This is a genomic window from Neorhizobium galegae (assembly GCF_017877135.1).
Lineage (GTDB): Bacteria > Pseudomonadota > Alphaproteobacteria > Rhizobiales > Rhizobiaceae > Neorhizobium > Neorhizobium galegae_A.
The window spans coordinates 17345-34521 of the sequence record NZ_JAGIPH010000010.1; the positions used below are offsets into that span (position 1 = coordinate 17345).

The window sequence follows — 17177 nt, forward strand, 5'->3', positions numbered from 1 at the left end:
GCCAGTAGGATCCAAAACATCATCGAGAATGAGTCAGACCCAAGTTTGCGTGCCGATTGACAGGATCGGCGAACGGTTATTCAGCGATACGGAATTTACAATCCCTGGACGGGAGTTGGGGCCATCAAAGGTTTGCTACCGCATAGACCACATAGCCCGTGAGATATCCTCGCCCCTCATATCCTCAAGCGGAAAGTATCAAATGAGCAGGCGGGCCACCCCATTCAGGATACGCCGGATGTGGTACAGCAGCACTACGGTCGCTTCTTGCCGCAAGACAAAGCCGCGCTCGCAGCCAAGATCCTGAACCAGGTTTGGAAGCGTCCGCTTAGCCGCCACGGATATGTAAATTTAAGGAGCTGATGAGCAGCGGGATTTCAAGACGATCCGTGCGCCTGGTAGATATCCTCAAGTAGGCCTATGACGCTGGCCTGCGCTTCGGCGACCACCTTGAGAAGGACATGGTGTGCAGATCGCACCTCACTCGACAGCAGTTCTATTTGCAGCGCCTGCCTATCGGGCTGGCCGGCCGCCGCCCGAGAGCCCGAGTGACTTGCTGAACCACTGAACGATCGTCTGCGGTAGCCAGATCACCGGATCAATCATTGCTGGACGCCGGTATGCGCCGACGACAGGGTCAGATCACGTCCTCTGATGTGACTGTCGTTCACGAACTCGCCTCGCAAATAAACCTCGCAGTTCATGTTATTGGGATCGTCAGCGTCGCGAGCGCAATGGTAAAAGACCTCGTTGATCAAGGAGCCCTGTCGCGCGTCCTGTCATCGGGGTCATCTCCGATGCGCTGAGCAGAGAAAATGCCTGGGCAAGTGCCGGGCAGATCGAACTCTTGAGTGGCAGTGAACCGGCGCCCCCCGTCGTTTTGCTCTTGCCGAACATCGCTGTACAGCCAGCTACTTCCCCGAGACTAGCCGATATGGGAGGGCGATCGCACCCTCCAGTCTTGGAAGCTCGGAAGACATAGCTTCCGTTGAGCGCGCAATCTTCATCACCGCTTCCGAGCCCATGCGGGCTATAGAAGCCTGGGGCATTCGTCTCGAAGCTGCCGTAACATGCCGCGCCTGGTAAGGTGCCGTGGCCAATGCCACGGGGAGCTTTTGTCCCCTGAGCCATGCTCTGCATGGCTCAGGGGAAGGAGTTATTCAGATATAAATTCCACCGGCGACCTCGATCCGTTGGCCGTTGACCCAGCCGAAATCGTCAGAGAGAAGGCCGGCGATCACGGGACCGACATCTTCGGGTCCGCCGACACGACCCAGGGCAGTATGGGACGCTAATGCTTTCGCCACCTCCGGGTTGTCGCGCAAGACACCACCACTGAAGTCGGTGGCTATAGCACCGGGCGCGACAACGTTCGCCGCGATACGACGTTCCCCGAGTTCCAGAGCCATATATCGGGTCAGTGCCTCAACGGCCGCCTTCATGGGTCCATAGATCGTACGCCCTGGGAACGAGAATCTCGCAAGCCCGGAAGAAATATTGACGATGCGACCGCCGTCGTTCATCAGCGGCAGCAGCTTCTGCGTCAGCAGGAAAGGACCTTTGAAGTGGACTGCGAACTGTGCGTCCAACTCCTCTTCTGTCCCACTCTGCAGCGTCGCTGTTGATGAGGTTCCTGCGTTATTGACGAGATAATCAAAGCTACTGGCGCCAAGCGAAGCCAGTGTATTGCGAACCTGGATGACGAACCCATCAAATGTGCCGGCCCGGCCGACGTCCAATTGCAATGCCTCCGCCGTCCCGCCGGCCTCACGAACGGCTGCGACGACCTTTTCAGCTTCGTCTTTCCGGCTGTTGTAGGTGATGATCGAAGCAACCCCTTTTTGGGCCAGACGCATCGCTGTGTCGCGACCCATTCCTCTGCTGCCCCCGGTGATAATGGCAATCCGCTGAGTATCATTCATGATCGATCTCCTTTCCCCGGAAAACATACGTGCTTCATATCGATTCAAAAATAGAGTAATCCGCTCACATGATGTACGGAATTTTGAACAATGCCTACTGACTTTGCGGCTGCCCGCGCCTTCGTCGCCGTGGCGACAGCAGGAGGATTCCGCGAGGCTTCGACCGCAACCGGCATCAGCGCATCCAGCCTCAGCGGTGCCGTGAAGCGGCTAGAAAGCCAGCTCGGGGTCCGGCTGTTCCATCGTACCACCCGCAGCGTTGTCACGACCGAAGCGGGCGCGCATTTGCTGGAGCATCTACAATCGGCCATGGCAGACATCGAGGCGGCTTTAGAGCGTGCGAACAAGTACCGTCGCGAGCCTGCCGGCAAACTACGCCTCAACGTACCGGTCAATGTAGCCCGTCTGGTGCTGCCGAGAATTTTGCCCGGCTTCGTGGCTGCCTATCCCAACATCCGGGTGGAAGTCGTGGCGCAACATGAGTTTGTCGACATAGTTGCCGAGGGATGTGATGCCGGCATCCGCTACGACGAGCGGCTGACGAAGAACATGATCGCTATACCGATCGGGCCTGCAAGGCAGCGGTTTGCCACTGCCGCATCACCTGCTTATTTGGCGCGGCATGGGCGTCCGGAACAACCTGAAGATCTACTCGATCATGCGTGCCTGCATGGCCGGCTGAGCAGCGGCGCGTCTGCCGCGTGGGAATTCGAACGGGCGGGCTCTGTGGTGAGGATTGAGCCGACAGGTCCGATATCTGTGGACATAAACGCGATCGACCTTGCGGTTTCCACCGCTATTGAAGGGTGCGGCATCATCCATCTGTTCGAGGATTGGCTGAAACCGGCTTTTGACAGCGGCTTGCTGGTGCCGATATTGGAACCGTTTTGGCAGAGCTTCTCAGGTCCCTTTCTGTATTATCACGGGCGGGAGTACGTTCCTGCCCCCCTCAAGGCATTTGTCACTTACGTGCAGGAGAACCGCTGGTAGGCTGAAGATCCTCGAAGCGGAGAGAGCCCGAGCATCGCAAAAATGGTGGCAGATGGATTGGTGGGATAAATCGCGGCAGCGGCATCGAGCATTTCTTAACGGCGCGGATTCTCGCAGTCGCTACGCATCTTCACCGCCGCAATCCGGGCACCAACCGCTTAGGCTGTCGCCGCCCAGTCTGCGCCTTTTTCCAGCGCGCCCACGGCCGGGCAATGAATAAGAGGCGACATTTTTGGCAAGGGATGCGCGGCCAGCCTGCCAGCGCGGACGATACGACATGCATAAAGGGTTGGTATCGAGCTCCATGCATCGCGCGTGTCGAGCAGCTCTTCCCCCGGCTGCTCATCGCTTGCGTCAAATGTCCCTCCTGCTTGGAAGGCGGCCATCGCTCGCCAAGAAGTTGAAGCGAGTCGGACTCATGTGAATATTGCAATAATAGATCTGATATTTGCATTTCACCTCGGTGCCTGGCGCGCTTAGCGTCAGTCGGGATGTTCGGGAGAGGACATCGCAACTGGTGACGACGCCGGTTAGGCGAGGAGGAAAATCGTGAGAATTTATGCAAGAGCGCTATCGCCGCTGGCGGTGGCGTTGAGTGTTTTGTACGCTTCAACATCACCTGCATCCGCGCAGGCGGGCGACGCCGGCACGCAGTGCATAGCGTTGAATTCATTCACATTATCTGCAAGTGCGATCACCTTGCCCACATCAGGCGCCAAGGTGACATCCGCTGCGTTCGTTGCATCTGGCGACCCGGCGAGTCCGCAAAGCGGTTTTTGCAAAGTCATGGGCGAAACGTTGCCCGTCGATCCTCAAGCGCCCAAGATATTGTGGCAGGTCAACTTGCCGAGCAGCTGGAACGGGAAGCTGCTGCAATATGGCGGTGGCGGATATAATGGCAGCATTCCGCCGACGACCGAGAAGACGACGCTCGGTCTCGATGTGGTTCCGACGCCGCTCGGGCAAGGCTATGTCACCTTCGGAAGCGATTCTGGCCACAAGGCGCCGAATGCGGATGATGCCTCATTCGGAAAAAACGACGAAGCCCTGCTGAACTATGGATACATGCACATCAGGAAGACCCTTGATGTCGCAAAGGCGCTGGTCGAACGGCATTACGCCAGACCCATCAAGAGAGTTTACTATCAGGGCGGCTCCACAGGCGGCCGGGAAGGTCTGACGGCGGCATCCCGATGGCCGGATGCCTATGATGGCATCTTGACGAACTATCCCACCGCCAACTTCGTGGGTCTGAGGCTCTGGGGCGCAGGACTTGCCCGTGCTGTCTACGACGACACGTCGGCGGGGTGGATCCCTCCGAAGCTGGTCGAGACGATTGCGAAAGAGGCGATTGCAAGCTGCGATGCGCTGGACGGCGCCACGGACGGTCTGATCAGCAACGCATCCGGCTGCCGCAAGCAATCGGCCGCACTGGTTGAAAAGCTCGCCTGCACGGCTGGCGAGAGCGGCAATCTGGAAAACTGCCTCACGAAAGCCCAGATCGACCGGACCCTCAAGATCTACCACGACGGGTATACCTTGCCGTACCAGCTGGCGAACGGAATTGATAGCTACCCCGGCTATAACAGCCTCGAAGGCATCCTGATGCAGCTCGGATCGGAGCCGCAGATGCGCAATCCACCGGTCTCGGGGCCGAACGCTCATCATTCCAGCCGCGCGTTCGAATTCCTTCAGAACTTCGTCGCGCGTGACCAGCCGCTGGACCTCCTGTCCTTCGACATTCGCGATCCCGGCAAGTTCAAGGACCGCATCGTCGAACTGTCCGGCATCATTGGCGCGACCCAGACAGACTGGTCAACCTTTGCCGACAAGGGTGGCAAGATCATCTGGCTGCAGGGCACCGACGACCCGAGCGTGAGCCCCTACGGTAACGCCAAACTTTACGAAGCCATCGTGGCGAAGATGGGTCGTGAGAAAGCGGCCGCCTTCGTCCGCTTCTACCTTGTGCCGGGCCTCGCCCACGGCGGCGGACGTTTCTCGCCCACCTGGGACAATCTGACCGCTCTCGACAACTGGGTGGAAAATGGCGTTCCCCCCGTCAATCCGGTCGTCATGGATGCCACCAAATCCGACACGCGTGGGCGCACACGGCCTCTTTGCGAATACCCCTCCTGGCCGAAGTACAAAGGCACAGGCGACATGTCCCAAGCCTCCAGCTTTATCTGCGCCAGCGATTGACGCCCTTACGGCGACAGAGACTCTCATTTCAGGAAAGAACATTATGACCCAAAACTTCACCCTATCGCGCCGCTCCATGCTTGGCGTTTCCGCAGCGGCTCCAGCGGCAATGGCGAGCCTTCTTGCACCTCGCGCCTCTGCCGCAGCCGATGCCACTTGCCCTGCCCCATCCCTGGGCCAGCCTTGGGCATTCGCCAAGGATATCTCGGCGTCCGGCTGGTCGGCAGACAAACTCGCGAAGATGGAAGAGAAGCTCTACCCGATGGCAACGACTTCGATGGCAATCGTCCATAAGGACGAGATCGTCTATCGCTATGGCAACATCTCGGATGTCAGTTATCTCGCCTCCGCGCGCAAGAGCGTGCTTTCGATGCTGTTCGGCAAATATGTCGGCGAAGGCAAGATCGATCTCGACATGACGATCGGCGAGATCGGCATCGAGGAAGACGGTGGCCTCCTTCCACTCGAAAAGACCGCAAAGGTCAAGGATCTGCTGGTTTCCAGTTCCGGCGTCTATCATCCGGCCGGAAGCCCCGGAGGAAATGAGAACACGCCGGGGCGAGGCAAAACCCCTCCGGGCTCGACATTTCTCTACAACAACTGGGACTTCAATGTGTTGGGCGCGATCTTCGAGAAGCGCACCGGCCGCAAGATATTCGAAGCATTGCAGACCGATCTGGCGGAGCCACTGGGCTTTGAGGATTACGATCTCGGCCGGCAACGGATGATGGGTTACGAAAACCAGTCGCGTTATCTGGCCTATCACCTCTTCCTTTCGGCGCGCGACATGGCCAAGCTCGGCCAGTTGATGCTCCAGAAGGGGAAATGGGGCGGCAAGACGATCCTGCCCGAATCCTGGGTAAGTGAGAGCACGAAAATGCATGTCACCCCGGAACGGACCAAGAGCAAGGAAGGTCTCGGTTATGGCTATTTGTGGTGGATCCCGACGTCGACGGCCCCCGCGTTCGAAGGCTCCTACTTCATGAACGGCAATTTCGGCCAGTTCGTTCTGTGCATGCCGGCGATCGACACCGTGATCGTCCACCGCCGCGCCGTGACCGACGAATTCGCGGTCGCGCGCAATCTCGGCAAAACCACCTACGAACCGACAAAGGTCAATGTCGCGGAGTTTCTGCAGATCGCGGACATGGCGGCTGCCGCGCTGAGCTGAGCGACAGAACCCCTGGAGCGCGCGCGAAGGCCTCGGTCGTATTCGCAGGCGCTCCGCCCTCTTTGAGAGCAGCGCGATGGCGGCTTGTCCGCCATCCAGCGCGCGCGCTCCCCGGCGAATACGCCATGAAAGTCCGGGGATATGCCGTCGCCGGATGTCGCGGATCACGACCAGCGTGTGGGTGCGATCAGTAACTTGTCGTGCAGCAGAAGGATCAACGTCCAAGTTCGCATCCGGCAGGAATTGGTCGCCCATCGTTGAGATCGTCCCCAGCGATATTCGTCAGGCGAATGATCGCCAGAAAAACATTCATTTGATAAATCAAAACACCTGGAAATAGATGTATCCCAATCTACCGCGAGAAAAGCGCTCCAGCGGGCGCCAATAAAAGGGAACAATATGAAAAATCTAGCTTTCTGGTTGGGCTTTGCAAGTTGTGCGAGCGTTTTGAGTGGCCCGGCAGCGGCCAAGGACATCACGATCGGGCTGAGCGGCACCGTCACATCGGTCGATCCGCATTTTTACAACGCATCCCCCAACAACAGCATCGCGATGCAGATTTTCGACCGTTTGACCGAGCGAACCGCCGAAGGGCAACTGGTTGAGGGTCTGGCGACGAAGTGGGAAGCGGTTTCCGATACGAAGTGGCGCTTTACCCTTCGCGACGGTGTGAAGTGGCACGACGGAAAGCCCTTCACCGCCGATGACGTGGTTTTCACGCTTGGTCGAGCCGGGAAGGTCCCCAACAGCCCGGGCGGATTCGGCGGCTTCATCAGAAATGTCGCGAGCGTCAAAGCCGACGGAGATCTTTCGGTTATCATCGACACCAAGTCACCGGCGCCGACCCTTCCGGGTGATCTTGCCAATATAGCGATTGTATCACGGCACGCCGGTGAAGGTGCAGACACCGCCGACTATAATTCTGGCAAGGCGGCGATCGGCACCGGCGCCTTCCGGTTCTCGACATTCAAGCAGGGCATCGAAGTCGGACTGGAGCGCAATCCCGACTGGTGGGGCAAGAAAGTCGTCTGGGAGCATGCGACCTACCGCATGATTTCCAGCGCCAGCGCGCGCACAACGGCCATTCTGGCGGGCGATGTCGACATTATCGACGCGCCTGCGGCGACCGATATCGCGCGCTTCAAGTCGACGGCCACTCTCTCCTTCGTCTCCACGCCCGGCTTGCGCGTGATCTATCTGGCGCCGACGACGTCCGGCGAAACCTGGAAGGCCAATGTGAGGGGGCCGAATGGAGACGCGCTGGAGACAAACCCGCTTGCCGATCCGCGGGTCCGCACGGCCTTGTCCGTGGCGATAAACCGCGAAGGGATCGTCGACAAGATCATGGAAGGCACGGCGACGGCATCCGGCCAGTGGCTGCCGAAAGGCGCCTTCTCCTACACCGATGACATCCAGCCCCCCAAGCCGGACGCGGCAGCCGCCAAGAAATTGCTCGCCGACGCCGGCTTCCCGAACGGATTCCAGCTGACGGTTCACGTGCCCAATGACCGCTATCCCAACGCGCCGGCCGTCGTGCAGGCAGTTGCGCAGATGTGGACGCGCATCGGTGTGAAGACGAATGTGGAATCTCTTCCATGGACCACGTTTTCGTCGCGCAAATCGGACTTCGCCATGAAGCTCTTGGGCCTCGGCAACGCCACCTATGACGCAAGCTCCATGCTGGTCAACGTGCTTGGCACCGTCGATCCGCAGCGAGGGCTGGGTGCCGCAAACGATAGCGGATATTCCAATCCGGCCCTGGATGATCTCGTTGCAAAGGCAATGACGATTTACGACGACAAGGCGCGCGAAGCAGCACTTGTCGAAGCGGTCAAGGTTGCGGTGAATGACGGCGCCATCATACCGCTTTATCAGCAGAGCAATGCATGGGTCGCGCGCAAGGGCCTGTCTTACGCCCCGCGGATCGATGAGCGTACGCTCGTCAAGGACATCGCTGAATAAGCCTGACGTGACGGATCGCAAGTTTGCCGATCCGTCACTGACATCTCGCGCGCAGATGAGCGGCGGCTTTCGAAAAGGATGCGAAAAGCCGAAATGCGGTCTATCTGACATCCCGCACCGTGGAATGTGCGGGTCGCCCCACATCATCATTGTTTGAGGGTATCATGACCCTATGGATCATCCAGCGCCTGCTGCAAGCAATCCTGGTTGCTTTGGCCATGGCCGTGATCGTGTTTGTCGGTCTTCACCTGATCGGCAGCCCGATTGAAACCCTGCTTCCGGCGGAAGCGACGCACGAAGACCGCCTGCGGCTGATCGCCGATCTCGGCCTTGATCGCCCGCTTTACGAACAGTTCTTTCTGTTCCTCAAAGGTGTCCTCCAGGGCAATCTCGGCATCAGCTACGTTTACAAGGAGCCGGCCGTCGAGCTGATCCTCTCGCGCTTGCCGGCGACCCTGGAGCTTGCCCTTGCCGCAGTTCTCCTTTCGCTCGTCTTCGGCGTTCCCCTCGGCCTCATGGCCGGATGGAAGCCGGAAAGCGCCTTTTCCCGCGTGATCATGATCGGGTCGATCTTCGGCTTCAGCCTGCCAATCTTCTGGATCGCCATTCTGCTCATCATGATCTTCAGCGTTCAACTCGGCTGGCTGCCCAGTTCCGGTCGTGGAGCAACCCAAACGCTGTTCGGCATTCCCTGGTCGTTCGTGACGCTTGACGGGCTGAGGCACATGGTGCTGCCGGCCATCGGCCTTTCGCTGTTCAACATTTCCATGGTGACGCGTCTCACCGAAGCTGGTGTCCGCGAAGCCATGTCCAGCGAATATGTCCGGTTTGCCAAGGCCAAGGGCCTGTCGCCACGGCGCATTCTCAGCGTCCATGTTCTGAAAAACGTCATGATCCCCGTCGTCACCGTCGTCGGCCTCGATATCGGCCAGACAATCGCATTTTCCGTCGTCACCGAAACCATCTTTGCCTGGCCGGGCGTCGGAAAGATCATCATCGACAGCATCGGCGCGCTCGATCGCCCCGTGATCGTGGCCTACCTCATGCTCGTGGTCATCATGTTCGTCATCATCAACCTCGTCGTCGACGTCATCTACCGGCTGCTCGATCCACGTATCCGACTTCAGGGAGAGTGACGTGCCGGCAATTCCGCGTTCCGCCAAATTCCGCCCTGGGCTGCAATTCCTGCGACAGTTTTCACGCTCGCCGCTTGCGCTCATTGGGCTCGTCCTGATTACCCTGATCGTCCTGTTGGCGTTCTTCGCACTCGTGCTATCGCCTCAAAACCCTTATGACCTGATGCAGCTGGACATCATGGATGGCCGCATGCCGCCGGGATCGGAAGCCTCGGCCGGCTTCACCTTCCTGTTCGGCTCGGACAATCAGGGTCGCGACATGCTCTCCGCAATCCTTCATGGCCTCAGGATCAGCCTGATCGTTGGCCTCGGATCGGCGGCTATCGCCTTTGTCATCGGCACCGCCTTCGGCCTGACTGCCGCCTATGTCGGCGGCAAGGTCGAAACGGCGATGATGCGCATCGTCGATCTCCAGCTGTCCTTTCCCACCATCCTTTCGGCGCTTCTCATTCTCGCTCTGCTGGGAAAAAGCGTCGGCAACGTGGTGTTCGCGATCGTGCTCGTGGAATGGGCCACCTATGCCCGAACCGCCCGCGGCGCCGCATTGACGGAACTTCGCCGTGAATATGTGGAAGCGGCACGGTCACTGCGCTTGCCGCATCGGAATATTCTGTTTCGCCAACTTCTTCCAAACTGTCTTTCTCCGCTGGTGGTTCTGCTGACCATGCAGGTGGCGCGCGCGATCACGCTTGAGGCGACGCTCAGCTTCCTCGGCCTCGGCGTCCCCGTGACCGAACCGTCGCTCGGCCTCCTCATTTCCAGCGGCTATGAATTCATGTTGTCGGGGACCTACTGGATCGCATTGTTCCCCGGGATCGCGCTTCTCGTCACCATCTTTGCGATCAACCTCGTCGGCGACCGCCTGCGTCAGTTGCTCGATCCGAAGGCTGCACCGAAATGACCGCTATGCTCGAAATCAGAAGTCTGAAGACCGAAGTCGTTACGTCGGAAGGTCGCGTCACGCTGATCGACGACATCAATCTCGAGCTCGCAGCTGGAGAGGTGATGGGGCTCGTCGGCGAATCGGGATCCGGAAAATCCGTTACCGGTCTGTCGATCATGGGCTTGATCGACAAGCCCGCCCAGGTCACCGGCGGACAGGTTCTCTTCAAGGGCAAGGATTTGCGGAACCTTTCCGAGAGGGAAATCCGGTCGGTCCGCGGCAACCGCATCGCCATGATTTTCCAGGATCCCATGTCGACGCTCAATCCCGTCCTGCGTATCGATACGCAGATGATGGAGGTCGTGCATGCCCATGAAAAGATCAGCAAGCAGGCAGCCCGCGAGAGGGCGCGCGACGCATTGGGCATGGTCGGCATCCCCAGCCCCGAGGAAAGGCTGAGCGCCTATCCGCATCAGTTCTCCGGGGGAATGCGGCAGAGAGTGGCCATCGCCATTGCCCTGCTGATGTCGCCGGACCTGATCATTGCCGATGAACCGACCACGGCTCTCGATGTCACCATCCAGGCGCAGATCCTCTCGATCGTGCAAAAGCTTGCCCGCGACAAGGGAACCGCGCTGATCTGGATTACCCATGATCTTTCGGTCGTGGCCGGCCTCGCCGAAAAGGTGTCGGTCATGTATGCCGGCCGCATCGCCGAGCAGGGCAAGACGGCCGACCTGCTGCGCCGTCCCATGCACCCCTATACCAACGGGCTGATCGCGAGCCTTCCTGCCCACAACCAGCGCGGCTCCAGGTTGAAACAGATCTCGGGAACGACACCCTCCGTCGCCAACATGCCGAAAGGATGCGCCTTCCATCCCCGCTGCGCGTCGGCAACGCAGCTCTGTCTGAGCCCCCCGCAACTTGAGCCTGTCGAAGGTCGGCTTCTTCGCTGTTTTCACCCTGTCATGGAGGGAGCGTCATCATGAGCAACCGACTGGAAGTTCGCAGCGTCAGCAAACGCTTCAGCCGCAAATGCGGACTGGTGGAACGCGGCGCCGAATTCATGGGCCTAAAGGCGCCCAATCCCGTCGTCCGTGCCTTGGATGACGTCAGCCTGACTGTCGCGGAAGGCGAAGTCGTCGGGATCGTCGGTGAGTCCGGCTGCGGAAAATCGACGCTCGGGCGGGTGGTGGCAGGCCTGCTGCAGGCGTCCGAGGGAACGGTGCTCTTCCGCGACAAGCGTCTTCAGGACCTGCCCGGGGAAGACGCCGAGGCGGCGCGGCTAAAGGTCCAGATGATCTTCCAGGACCCTTCCTCCTCTCTGAACCCCCGGCAGCGTGTGCGCGAGATCATAGGTGCTGCTCCCCTTCATCATGGACTGACGACGGCGCGGGAACTGGATGATTATGTCAGTCAGCAGATGGCGCGTGCCGGCCTTGATCCTTCCATGGCGTCCCGCTTTCCGCACCAGTTCAGCGGCGGGCAGCGCCAGCGTATCGGCATCGCGCGTGCGCTTGCGGTTCAGCCGGACATGCTGATCTGCGACGAGTCGGTCGCGGCCCTTGATGTGTCGATCCAGGCCCAGATCCTCAATCTGTTTCTCGACCTGAGAAAACAGCTCGACCTCACATACATCTTCATCAGCCACGACCTGTCCGTGGTCGAACATATCTCCGACCGCGTCGTGGTGATGTATCTCGGTCGTGTCGTGGAAGAGGCGACGGTCGAAGAGCTGTTTTCGCATCCCAATCACCCCTATACCCGCGCGCTCCTCCAGGAGAGACCGAGCCTTGACCCGGTGCAGCGGAGCTTTTCGGCCATCGAGGGCGAAATACCGAGCCCGCTTTCACCACCGTCCGGTTGTCACTTCCACCCCCGCTGTCCGTTGGCGATGGACCGTTGCCGGATCGAGCGGCCCGAGCTTCGTACGGTCGGTTCGCGCCACAAGAGCGCCTGCCACCTGAACGACTGACATCCGGAAATCACAATCTATAACCGTAAAGGAAGAACTATGTCTGTTTCAGCCCCTCTGGAACATCTTGGGACCGATCCTGGCCAAACATTTCCGGCAGAAGCATGGAAGCAGGTGGCCAATCCGCAGGAACACGGCCTTTCAGCCGACATACGTGCAAAGGTCGATGCGGCGCTGGAGGCACTGCCGACCACGTCCTTCACGGCCGTTGCCGGAGGCGAGATCCTCTACAGCTATGGCGATATCAGCGAGGTGAGCTATCTCGCCTCGACCCGCAAGAGCATCCTGTCGATGCTGATGGGCAAAGCCGTTGCCGGAGGAAAGATCGACCTCGACCTGACCATGGCGGACCTCGGCATCGATGAGGATCACGGCCTGCTGCCGATCGAAAAGACGGCAACGCTGCGCGATCTTCTGATCAGCAGCTCGGGCGTGTACCACCAGCCGGGAAGCCCCGGTAGCAACACCAAGAACATTCCCGAGCGTGGCTCGAAGAAACCCGGCGCCTATTTCCATTACAACAACTGGGACTTCAACGTGCTTGGGGCTGCGTTCGAGCAGTTGACCGGCCGCAGTGTCTTCAAGGCCTTCGAGGAGGATTTCGCGGTCCCGATGCAGATGCAGGACTTTGATCCGGCCCGTCAGCGGATGATGGGTTACGACGGAGCGTCACGGTACCTCGCCTACCACTTCTTCCTGTCCGGCCGCGATATGGCGCGACTGGGGCTTGCAATGGTCCGCAATGGTCGTTGGGATCAAAGCCAGGTCGTCCCGGCCGAATGGGTGGCTGAAAGCACGAAGATCCGCGTTTCTGCGGAGAAGATGAACGAGAGCAAGAAGTCCCGGATCGCCGGTTACAGCTATCTCTGGTGGATCCCTGTCGTTCGTGATGAAACACCGGAATGGCGTGGCGCCTGCATTGCCGCCGGTCATTTCGGGCAGTTCATCCTATGCCTGCCGGCGCTCGACATGGTGTTCGTGAACAGAAGGGCGATCCCGGACGACCTCGCAATCGCGCGCAACGACGGCAGCTTCAAGGAAGAACTGCCTGCAGTCACCATGGAAGATTTCCTCGCCGTGACCGATCGTTTCATCCGCGCGAAGATGGCCGCCCGATGATCGAGACCGCGGGACGGCGCCCGATCAGGTCGCGTCCGCGGTAAAGCAGGCCGAGATCTGTTCTCTCAGCCATTGACTTGCCGGATCGCGTTCCTTTTCGGCAAGCCAGATCATGCTGGTTGATTGTTTTTCCTCCGCAAACGGAGAGTCCAGCAGCAAGAGTTCATGCGAGTGTTCAAACAGCCTGGCGACGCTTTCCGGCATGATGGCTACGAGATCGCTGCGGGCGATGATCGCGACCGCGGCGGAAAAATGCGGGACAACCGCGACAACCCGGCGCTGAAGGCCCATGGCATCCAGCCGCTCATCGATCCAGCCCCGGCGACTGGGGGCGGAGGTGACCTTGACATGTCCGAGCGATAACAGCGCATCGAGTGTCAGCGGCTTCTTTGCGGCTGGATTGGTGGCCGACATGATGCAGACCCGCCTCTCCGTGAAGAGGGACGTGCATCGATAGCGGGCCGGAAACGTGTCGGCCGTCATGACGGCCACATCGATGGCGCCCTCGTCGAGATGTTCCTGAACGACCGGAAGGAAATTTCTGTTTTGAGTGCCGCCCGTGCGCGGCATGTGAATGACCTCGAGCACACAGTGCGGCGCCCTTGAACGCACACGCTCGAGAAGGCGGGGCATCAGGACGACTGAAAAATAATCATTCATACCGATTCTGAATGCGCGATTGGAGGTCGCGGGTTCAAAATCGAAGCGCGACAGCATCACGGACTCCGTGTCCTCGATGATGCGCCGCACGGCGGGAAATATCTCCGTGCAAAAGCGCGTCATCACAAAACCGCCGGACGTCTTCTTGAACAGCTCATCTCCCATGATCGCCCGCACGCGCTTGAGTGCATGGCTCATTGCGGGCTGGGAGAGGCCGATATACTCGCCGGCCGCCGTCATGTTGCCCTTGATCACGAGGGCATAGATGACCTTCAGGAGATTAAGATCGATGGATCCCAACGAAAATCGCTGCATGCGAAACCAGCCTCAGTCTTCAGAGCGTGCATAAATACAATGGCATGGACTGCGCCAACCGAGAATAGAGGACATCCCGTCGCTTCAGACAGTCGCCGGGCTCTCAAAGCCGCGCATTAGATCATCCCATGTGACGCGCCAGGGTGACCATCGATCAACGAAAAGGACCGGCCCGACGGGGCCGATCCTTTGTTTTGGTTTTTCTGGGCAAGAAGGCTTACGCAGGCCGCTCTTCGCCCGCATTCGGCCGCCACGTGATCAGCCTCTTTTCTGCAAAGTCGAGGATGAGGTCGATGATGAGAACGAACACGGCCAGGATAATGATGCCGGCGAAGACGCCGACCGCATCGAAATTGCCTTCCGAGCGGGCAATCAGGTAGCCGAGGCCGGCGGATGCACCGAGATATTCCCCGATGATTGCGCCGACGACAGCAAAACCGACGGATGTGCGCAGCGACGACAGGATCCAGGTTGCCGCCGCCGGAAAGTAGACGTGACGCAGCAGATCCGAGCGCCTGGCGCCCAGGATGCGGGTATTCGACAGCACGACCGGGTTCACTTCGCGCACGCCCTGCATGGCGTTGAAGAAGGTGACGAAGAAGACGAGCGTGACGGCGAGTGCCACCTTGGACCACAGACCCAGACCGAGCCAGAGAACGAAGATGGGGGCCAGAACGACACGCGGAATGGCGTTTACGGCCTTGATGAACGGGTCAAGCACGCGGGCGACAAAGGGGCTGAGACCCAGCCAGACGCCGGCGCCGACGCCGAGACCCGTGCCGATGATATAGCCAAGCACCGTTTCGCTGAGCGTGATGCCGACATGCTTGTAAAAGCCGGTGTCGGAGACCCAGGCGATCACCTGTTTGACGATGTCATAGGGAGCCGGGAAGAAGAACCGGTCGATGGCACCGGAGGTGACACCAAGCTGCCATCCGCCCAGAAGCACGACCAGGAGCACGATCTGGATGATGCGAATATTAACGGCTTGCATAGCTTTTCTCCACTTCGCCACGCAGAGACGCCCAGATATCGCGGTAGAGCGTCATGAATTTCGGATCGAGTTTGATTTCGGCGACGTTGCGAGGCCGTTCGAGATCGACGGGGAAGCTTTCGATGACACGGCTCTTCGGGCCGGCAGCGAGAACGACGACACGGTCTCCAAGCGCAATCGCCTCTTCCAGATCGTGGGTAATCATGACCACCGCGCGGCGATCTTCCTGCCACAGACGCAGCAACTCGTTCTGCATCAGGTGGCGGGTATGAATATCAAGCGCCGAGAAGGGTTCATCCATCAGGATGACCTTCGGGCCCGTGATCAGCGCCTGCGCCATCTGGACGCGCTTGCGCTGCCCACCCGACAGTTGGTGCGGGAAACGGTCGCCGAAGCCCTTCAGGCCGACCTTCTCAAGCCAGGCGAAGACCTTGGCGCGGCGTTCCTCTTCCGGGACACCGCGAAACATAAGGCCGAGCTCGACGTTCTGGAACGCGGTTTTCCACGGCAGAAGCGCATCCTGCTGGAAGAGATAGCCGATATTGTTCTGCACCCCCTGGACCGCGATGCCATCGATCGACACCTTGCCCTCAGCAGGCTTCAGCAACCCGGCAATGGCGTTGAGGATGGTGGATTTCCCGCACCCCGTCGGGCCGACGATCGAGAGGAACTCTCCGTCACCGACTTTCAGGTTGACGTTCTGGACGGCCACGAACGAACCAAACGCCATGGTGACGTCGTCGATCGCCACCATCGGCTTGGGTTTCAGTTCTGTCACGGCCTCTAGCTTTCTGACTGGCGAAGACATGGCGGGCCCTCAGTTTCCGCTCTTCGAAGCAGCCGCCTCGACGAACTTGTTGGTGTAGGTTGTGTTGAGATCGATCGTGGCCTTGGCGACGGCTTCGTTGAAGCTCTTCAGAACGGCGAGCGGCGTTTCGAGGTCAGCCTGCTCGAACTTGCCATCTTCGGAGAAGATGGCCTTGGCCGCCTCAACGGCCTTGATGTAGGTCTGCTTGTCGCCGGACACGAAATCCTCGGGGAGCTTGTCGACGATTTCCTCGGCCGAATGCTGTTTCATCCAGTGCAGCGCCCGAACCGTCGCATTGGTGACCTTCTGGATCAGTTCGGGATTGGCATTGATGTAATCCTGCGTCGCGTAGAGCACGGAGGTCGGGTAGATGCCGCCATAGACGTCCTTGGCACCCTGATCGCTGCGGGCATCGATGAGGATCTTGCCCAGGCCACGCTCCACGACGATCGTCGCAGCGGGATCGTAGTTGACGAGCAAGTCGATCTTGCCCTGCTGCAGGGCGGCCACCGCCGCAGCGCCCGAACCGACACCGATGATGGAGATGTCGTCGTCGCTGAGCTTGTGCTGCTTCAGGTAGTAGCGAATGAAGAAATCGGACGAGGACCCGGGCGACGTGATGCCGACCTTTTTGCCCTTGATCGTTTCAGGTTTGGCCGGGTCGAAATCGGTGTCGTTCTTGCCGGCGAGAACAAGGCCGGAATTGCGGGCGAGCTGGACGAAGCCGACAACGTGCTTGTTCTGCGACTGCATCTGGATCGTATGATCGTAGAAGCCGACGGCGACGTCTGTCGAACCGGCAACAAGGGCCTGAAGCACCTTGGAACCGCCCTGGGCGAAGTTCTCGGTCGTCACGTCAAGCCCCTCATCCTTGTAGAAACCAAGGCTGTCGGCAACCGGAAACGGAAGATTATTGAGATTGTAGGAGCCTACGCTCATTCGGATGGATTCAGCATTGGCAGATGCTGCCAAGGCACAGAATGCCGCTGTTGCGAGCAAGTATTTACGCATGAGGGTCTCCTCCCTGTTGATGTTATGCGTCG

14 protein-coding genes and 1 pseudogene are annotated in these 17177 nt (G+C 59.4%); 10 read left to right on the forward strand and 5 right to left on the reverse strand.

Features of this window, described 5'->3' with window-relative positions; all coding sequences use genetic code 11:
• Positions 1-69: 69 nt before the first annotated feature.
• A pseudogene (locus J2858_RS24175) lies at positions 70-363 on the forward strand (hypothetical protein); the annotation flags it as partial.
• A 797-nt stretch (positions 364-1160) separates the two neighbouring features.
• On the opposite strand, the gene J2858_RS21530 reads toward J2858_RS24175, so the two are convergent.
• Complete coding sequence (locus J2858_RS21530) at positions 1161-1922, reverse strand: SDR family NAD(P)-dependent oxidoreductase (RefSeq protein ID WP_210106927.1); 762 nt, start codon at positions 1920-1922, stop codon at positions 1161-1163.
• 90 nt (positions 1923-2012) lie between these two features.
• On the opposite strand from J2858_RS21530, the gene J2858_RS21535 reads away from it, so the two are divergent.
• The 9 genes from J2858_RS21535 (at position 2013) to J2858_RS21575 (ending at position 13357) form a co-directional block, all read left to right on the forward strand.
• Entirely contained in the window at positions 2013-2912 is a 900-nt protein-coding gene (locus tag J2858_RS21535; protein WP_210106928.1) for a LysR family transcriptional regulator, read from the forward strand.
• A 549-nt stretch (positions 2913-3461) separates the two neighbouring features.
• Positions 3462-5111: a tannase/feruloyl esterase family alpha/beta hydrolase gene (locus J2858_RS21540; protein WP_210106929.1), complete on the forward strand. Its 1650-nt coding sequence runs from the start codon at positions 3462-3464 to the stop codon at positions 5109-5111.
• 43 nt (positions 5112-5154) lie between these two features.
• Positions 5155-6282 (forward strand): serine hydrolase domain-containing protein, encoded by a 1128-nt coding sequence (locus J2858_RS21545; RefSeq protein ID WP_210106930.1) that lies wholly within the window; start codon positions 5155-5157, stop codon positions 6280-6282.
• A 399-nt stretch (positions 6283-6681) separates the two neighbouring features.
• Complete coding sequence (locus J2858_RS21550) at positions 6682-8244, forward strand: ABC transporter substrate-binding protein (RefSeq protein WP_210106931.1); 1563 nt, start codon at positions 6682-6684, stop codon at positions 8242-8244.
• Positions 8245-8408: 164 nt separating this feature from the next.
• Positions 8409-9380, forward strand: coding sequence for an ABC transporter permease (locus J2858_RS21555; protein WP_210106932.1), 972 nt, complete (start codon positions 8409-8411; stop codon positions 9378-9380).
• Between the two features lies 1 nt (position 9381).
• The gene (locus J2858_RS21560; protein WP_210106933.1) at positions 9382-10281 is read left to right on the forward strand and encodes an ABC transporter permease; all 900 of its coding nucleotides are present in this window, start codon (positions 9382-9384) and stop codon (positions 10279-10281) included.
• On the forward strand, positions 10278-11252 hold the full coding sequence (locus tag J2858_RS21565) for an ABC transporter ATP-binding protein (protein ID WP_210106934.1): 975 nt from the start codon (positions 10278-10280) through the stop codon (positions 11250-11252). The genes J2858_RS21560 and J2858_RS21565 overlap by 4 nt, the downstream gene beginning before the upstream one ends.
• The gene (locus J2858_RS21570; protein ID WP_210106935.1) at positions 11249-12238 is read left to right on the forward strand and encodes an ABC transporter ATP-binding protein; all 990 of its coding nucleotides are present in this window, start codon (positions 11249-11251) and stop codon (positions 12236-12238) included. Before J2858_RS21565 ends, J2858_RS21570 begins: the two co-directional genes overlap by 4 nt.
• Before the next feature lie 39 nt (positions 12239-12277).
• Positions 12278-13357 (forward strand): serine hydrolase domain-containing protein, encoded by a 1080-nt coding sequence (locus J2858_RS21575; protein ID WP_210106936.1) that lies wholly within the window; start codon positions 12278-12280, stop codon positions 13355-13357.
• A 24-nt stretch (positions 13358-13381) separates the two neighbouring features.
• Here J2858_RS21575 and J2858_RS21580 read toward each other — a convergent pair whose 3' ends face one another.
• The 4 genes from J2858_RS21580 to J2858_RS21595 form a co-directional block, all read right to left on the reverse strand.
• On the reverse strand, positions 13382-14332 hold the full coding sequence (locus J2858_RS21580; RefSeq protein ID WP_210106937.1) for a LysR family transcriptional regulator: 951 nt from the start codon (positions 14330-14332) through the stop codon (positions 13382-13384).
• A gap of 217 nt (positions 14333-14549) precedes the next feature.
• Entirely contained in the window at positions 14550-15326 is a 777-nt protein-coding gene (locus tag J2858_RS21585) for an ABC transporter permease (RefSeq protein ID WP_210106938.1), read from the reverse strand.
• A complete protein-coding gene (locus J2858_RS21590) occupies positions 15313-16080 on the reverse strand; it encodes an ABC transporter ATP-binding protein (RefSeq protein ID WP_432443391.1) in 768 nt (255 codons plus the stop codon). The genes J2858_RS21585 and J2858_RS21590 overlap by 14 nt, the downstream gene beginning before the upstream one ends.
• A 63-nt stretch (positions 16081-16143) precedes the next feature.
• Positions 16144-17145 (reverse strand): ABC transporter substrate-binding protein, encoded by a 1002-nt coding sequence (locus J2858_RS21595; protein WP_210106940.1) that lies wholly within the window; start codon positions 17143-17145, stop codon positions 16144-16146.
• Between the last annotated feature and the right edge of the window lie 32 nt (positions 17146-17177).

What these genes read in the sequence shown, in the direction of transcription:
- J2858_RS21535 (WP_210106928.1), top strand. Translation starts at nt 2,013, where the DNA reads ATGCCTACTGACTTTGCGGCTGCCCGCGCCTTCGTCGCCGTGGCGACA.
- J2858_RS21590 (WP_432443391.1), bottom strand. Translation starts at nt 16,080, where the DNA reads ATGGTGGCGATCGACGACGTCACCATGGCGTTTGGTTCGTTCGTGGCC.
- J2858_RS21545 (WP_210106930.1), top strand. Translation starts at nt 5,155, where the DNA reads ATGACCCAAAACTTCACCCTATCGCGCCGCTCCATGCTTGGCGTTTCC.
- J2858_RS21585 (WP_210106938.1), bottom strand. Translation starts at nt 15,326, where the DNA reads ATGCAAGCCGTTAATATTCGCATCATCCAGATCGTGCTCCTGGTCGTG.
- J2858_RS21575 (WP_210106936.1), top strand. Translation starts at nt 12,278, where the DNA reads ATGTCTGTTTCAGCCCCTCTGGAACATCTTGGGACCGATCCTGGCCAA.
- J2858_RS21565 (WP_210106934.1), top strand. Translation starts at nt 10,278, where the DNA reads ATGACCGCTATGCTCGAAATCAGAAGTCTGAAGACCGAAGTCGTTACG.
- J2858_RS21530 (WP_210106927.1), bottom strand. Translation starts at nt 1,922, where the DNA reads ATGAATGATACTCAGCGGATTGCCATTATCACCGGGGGCAGCAGAGGA.
- J2858_RS21580 (WP_210106937.1), bottom strand. Translation starts at nt 14,332, where the DNA reads ATGCAGCGATTTTCGTTGGGATCCATCGATCTTAATCTCCTGAAGGTC.
- J2858_RS21570 (WP_210106935.1), top strand. Translation starts at nt 11,249, where the DNA reads ATGAGCAACCGACTGGAAGTTCGCAGCGTCAGCAAACGCTTCAGCCGC.
- J2858_RS21555 (WP_210106932.1), top strand. Translation starts at nt 8,409, where the DNA reads ATGACCCTATGGATCATCCAGCGCCTGCTGCAAGCAATCCTGGTTGCT.
- J2858_RS21550 (WP_210106931.1), top strand. Translation starts at nt 6,682, where the DNA reads ATGAAAAATCTAGCTTTCTGGTTGGGCTTTGCAAGTTGTGCGAGCGTT.
- J2858_RS21595 (WP_210106940.1), bottom strand. Translation starts at nt 17,145, where the DNA reads ATGCGTAAATACTTGCTCGCAACAGCGGCATTCTGTGCCTTGGCAGCA.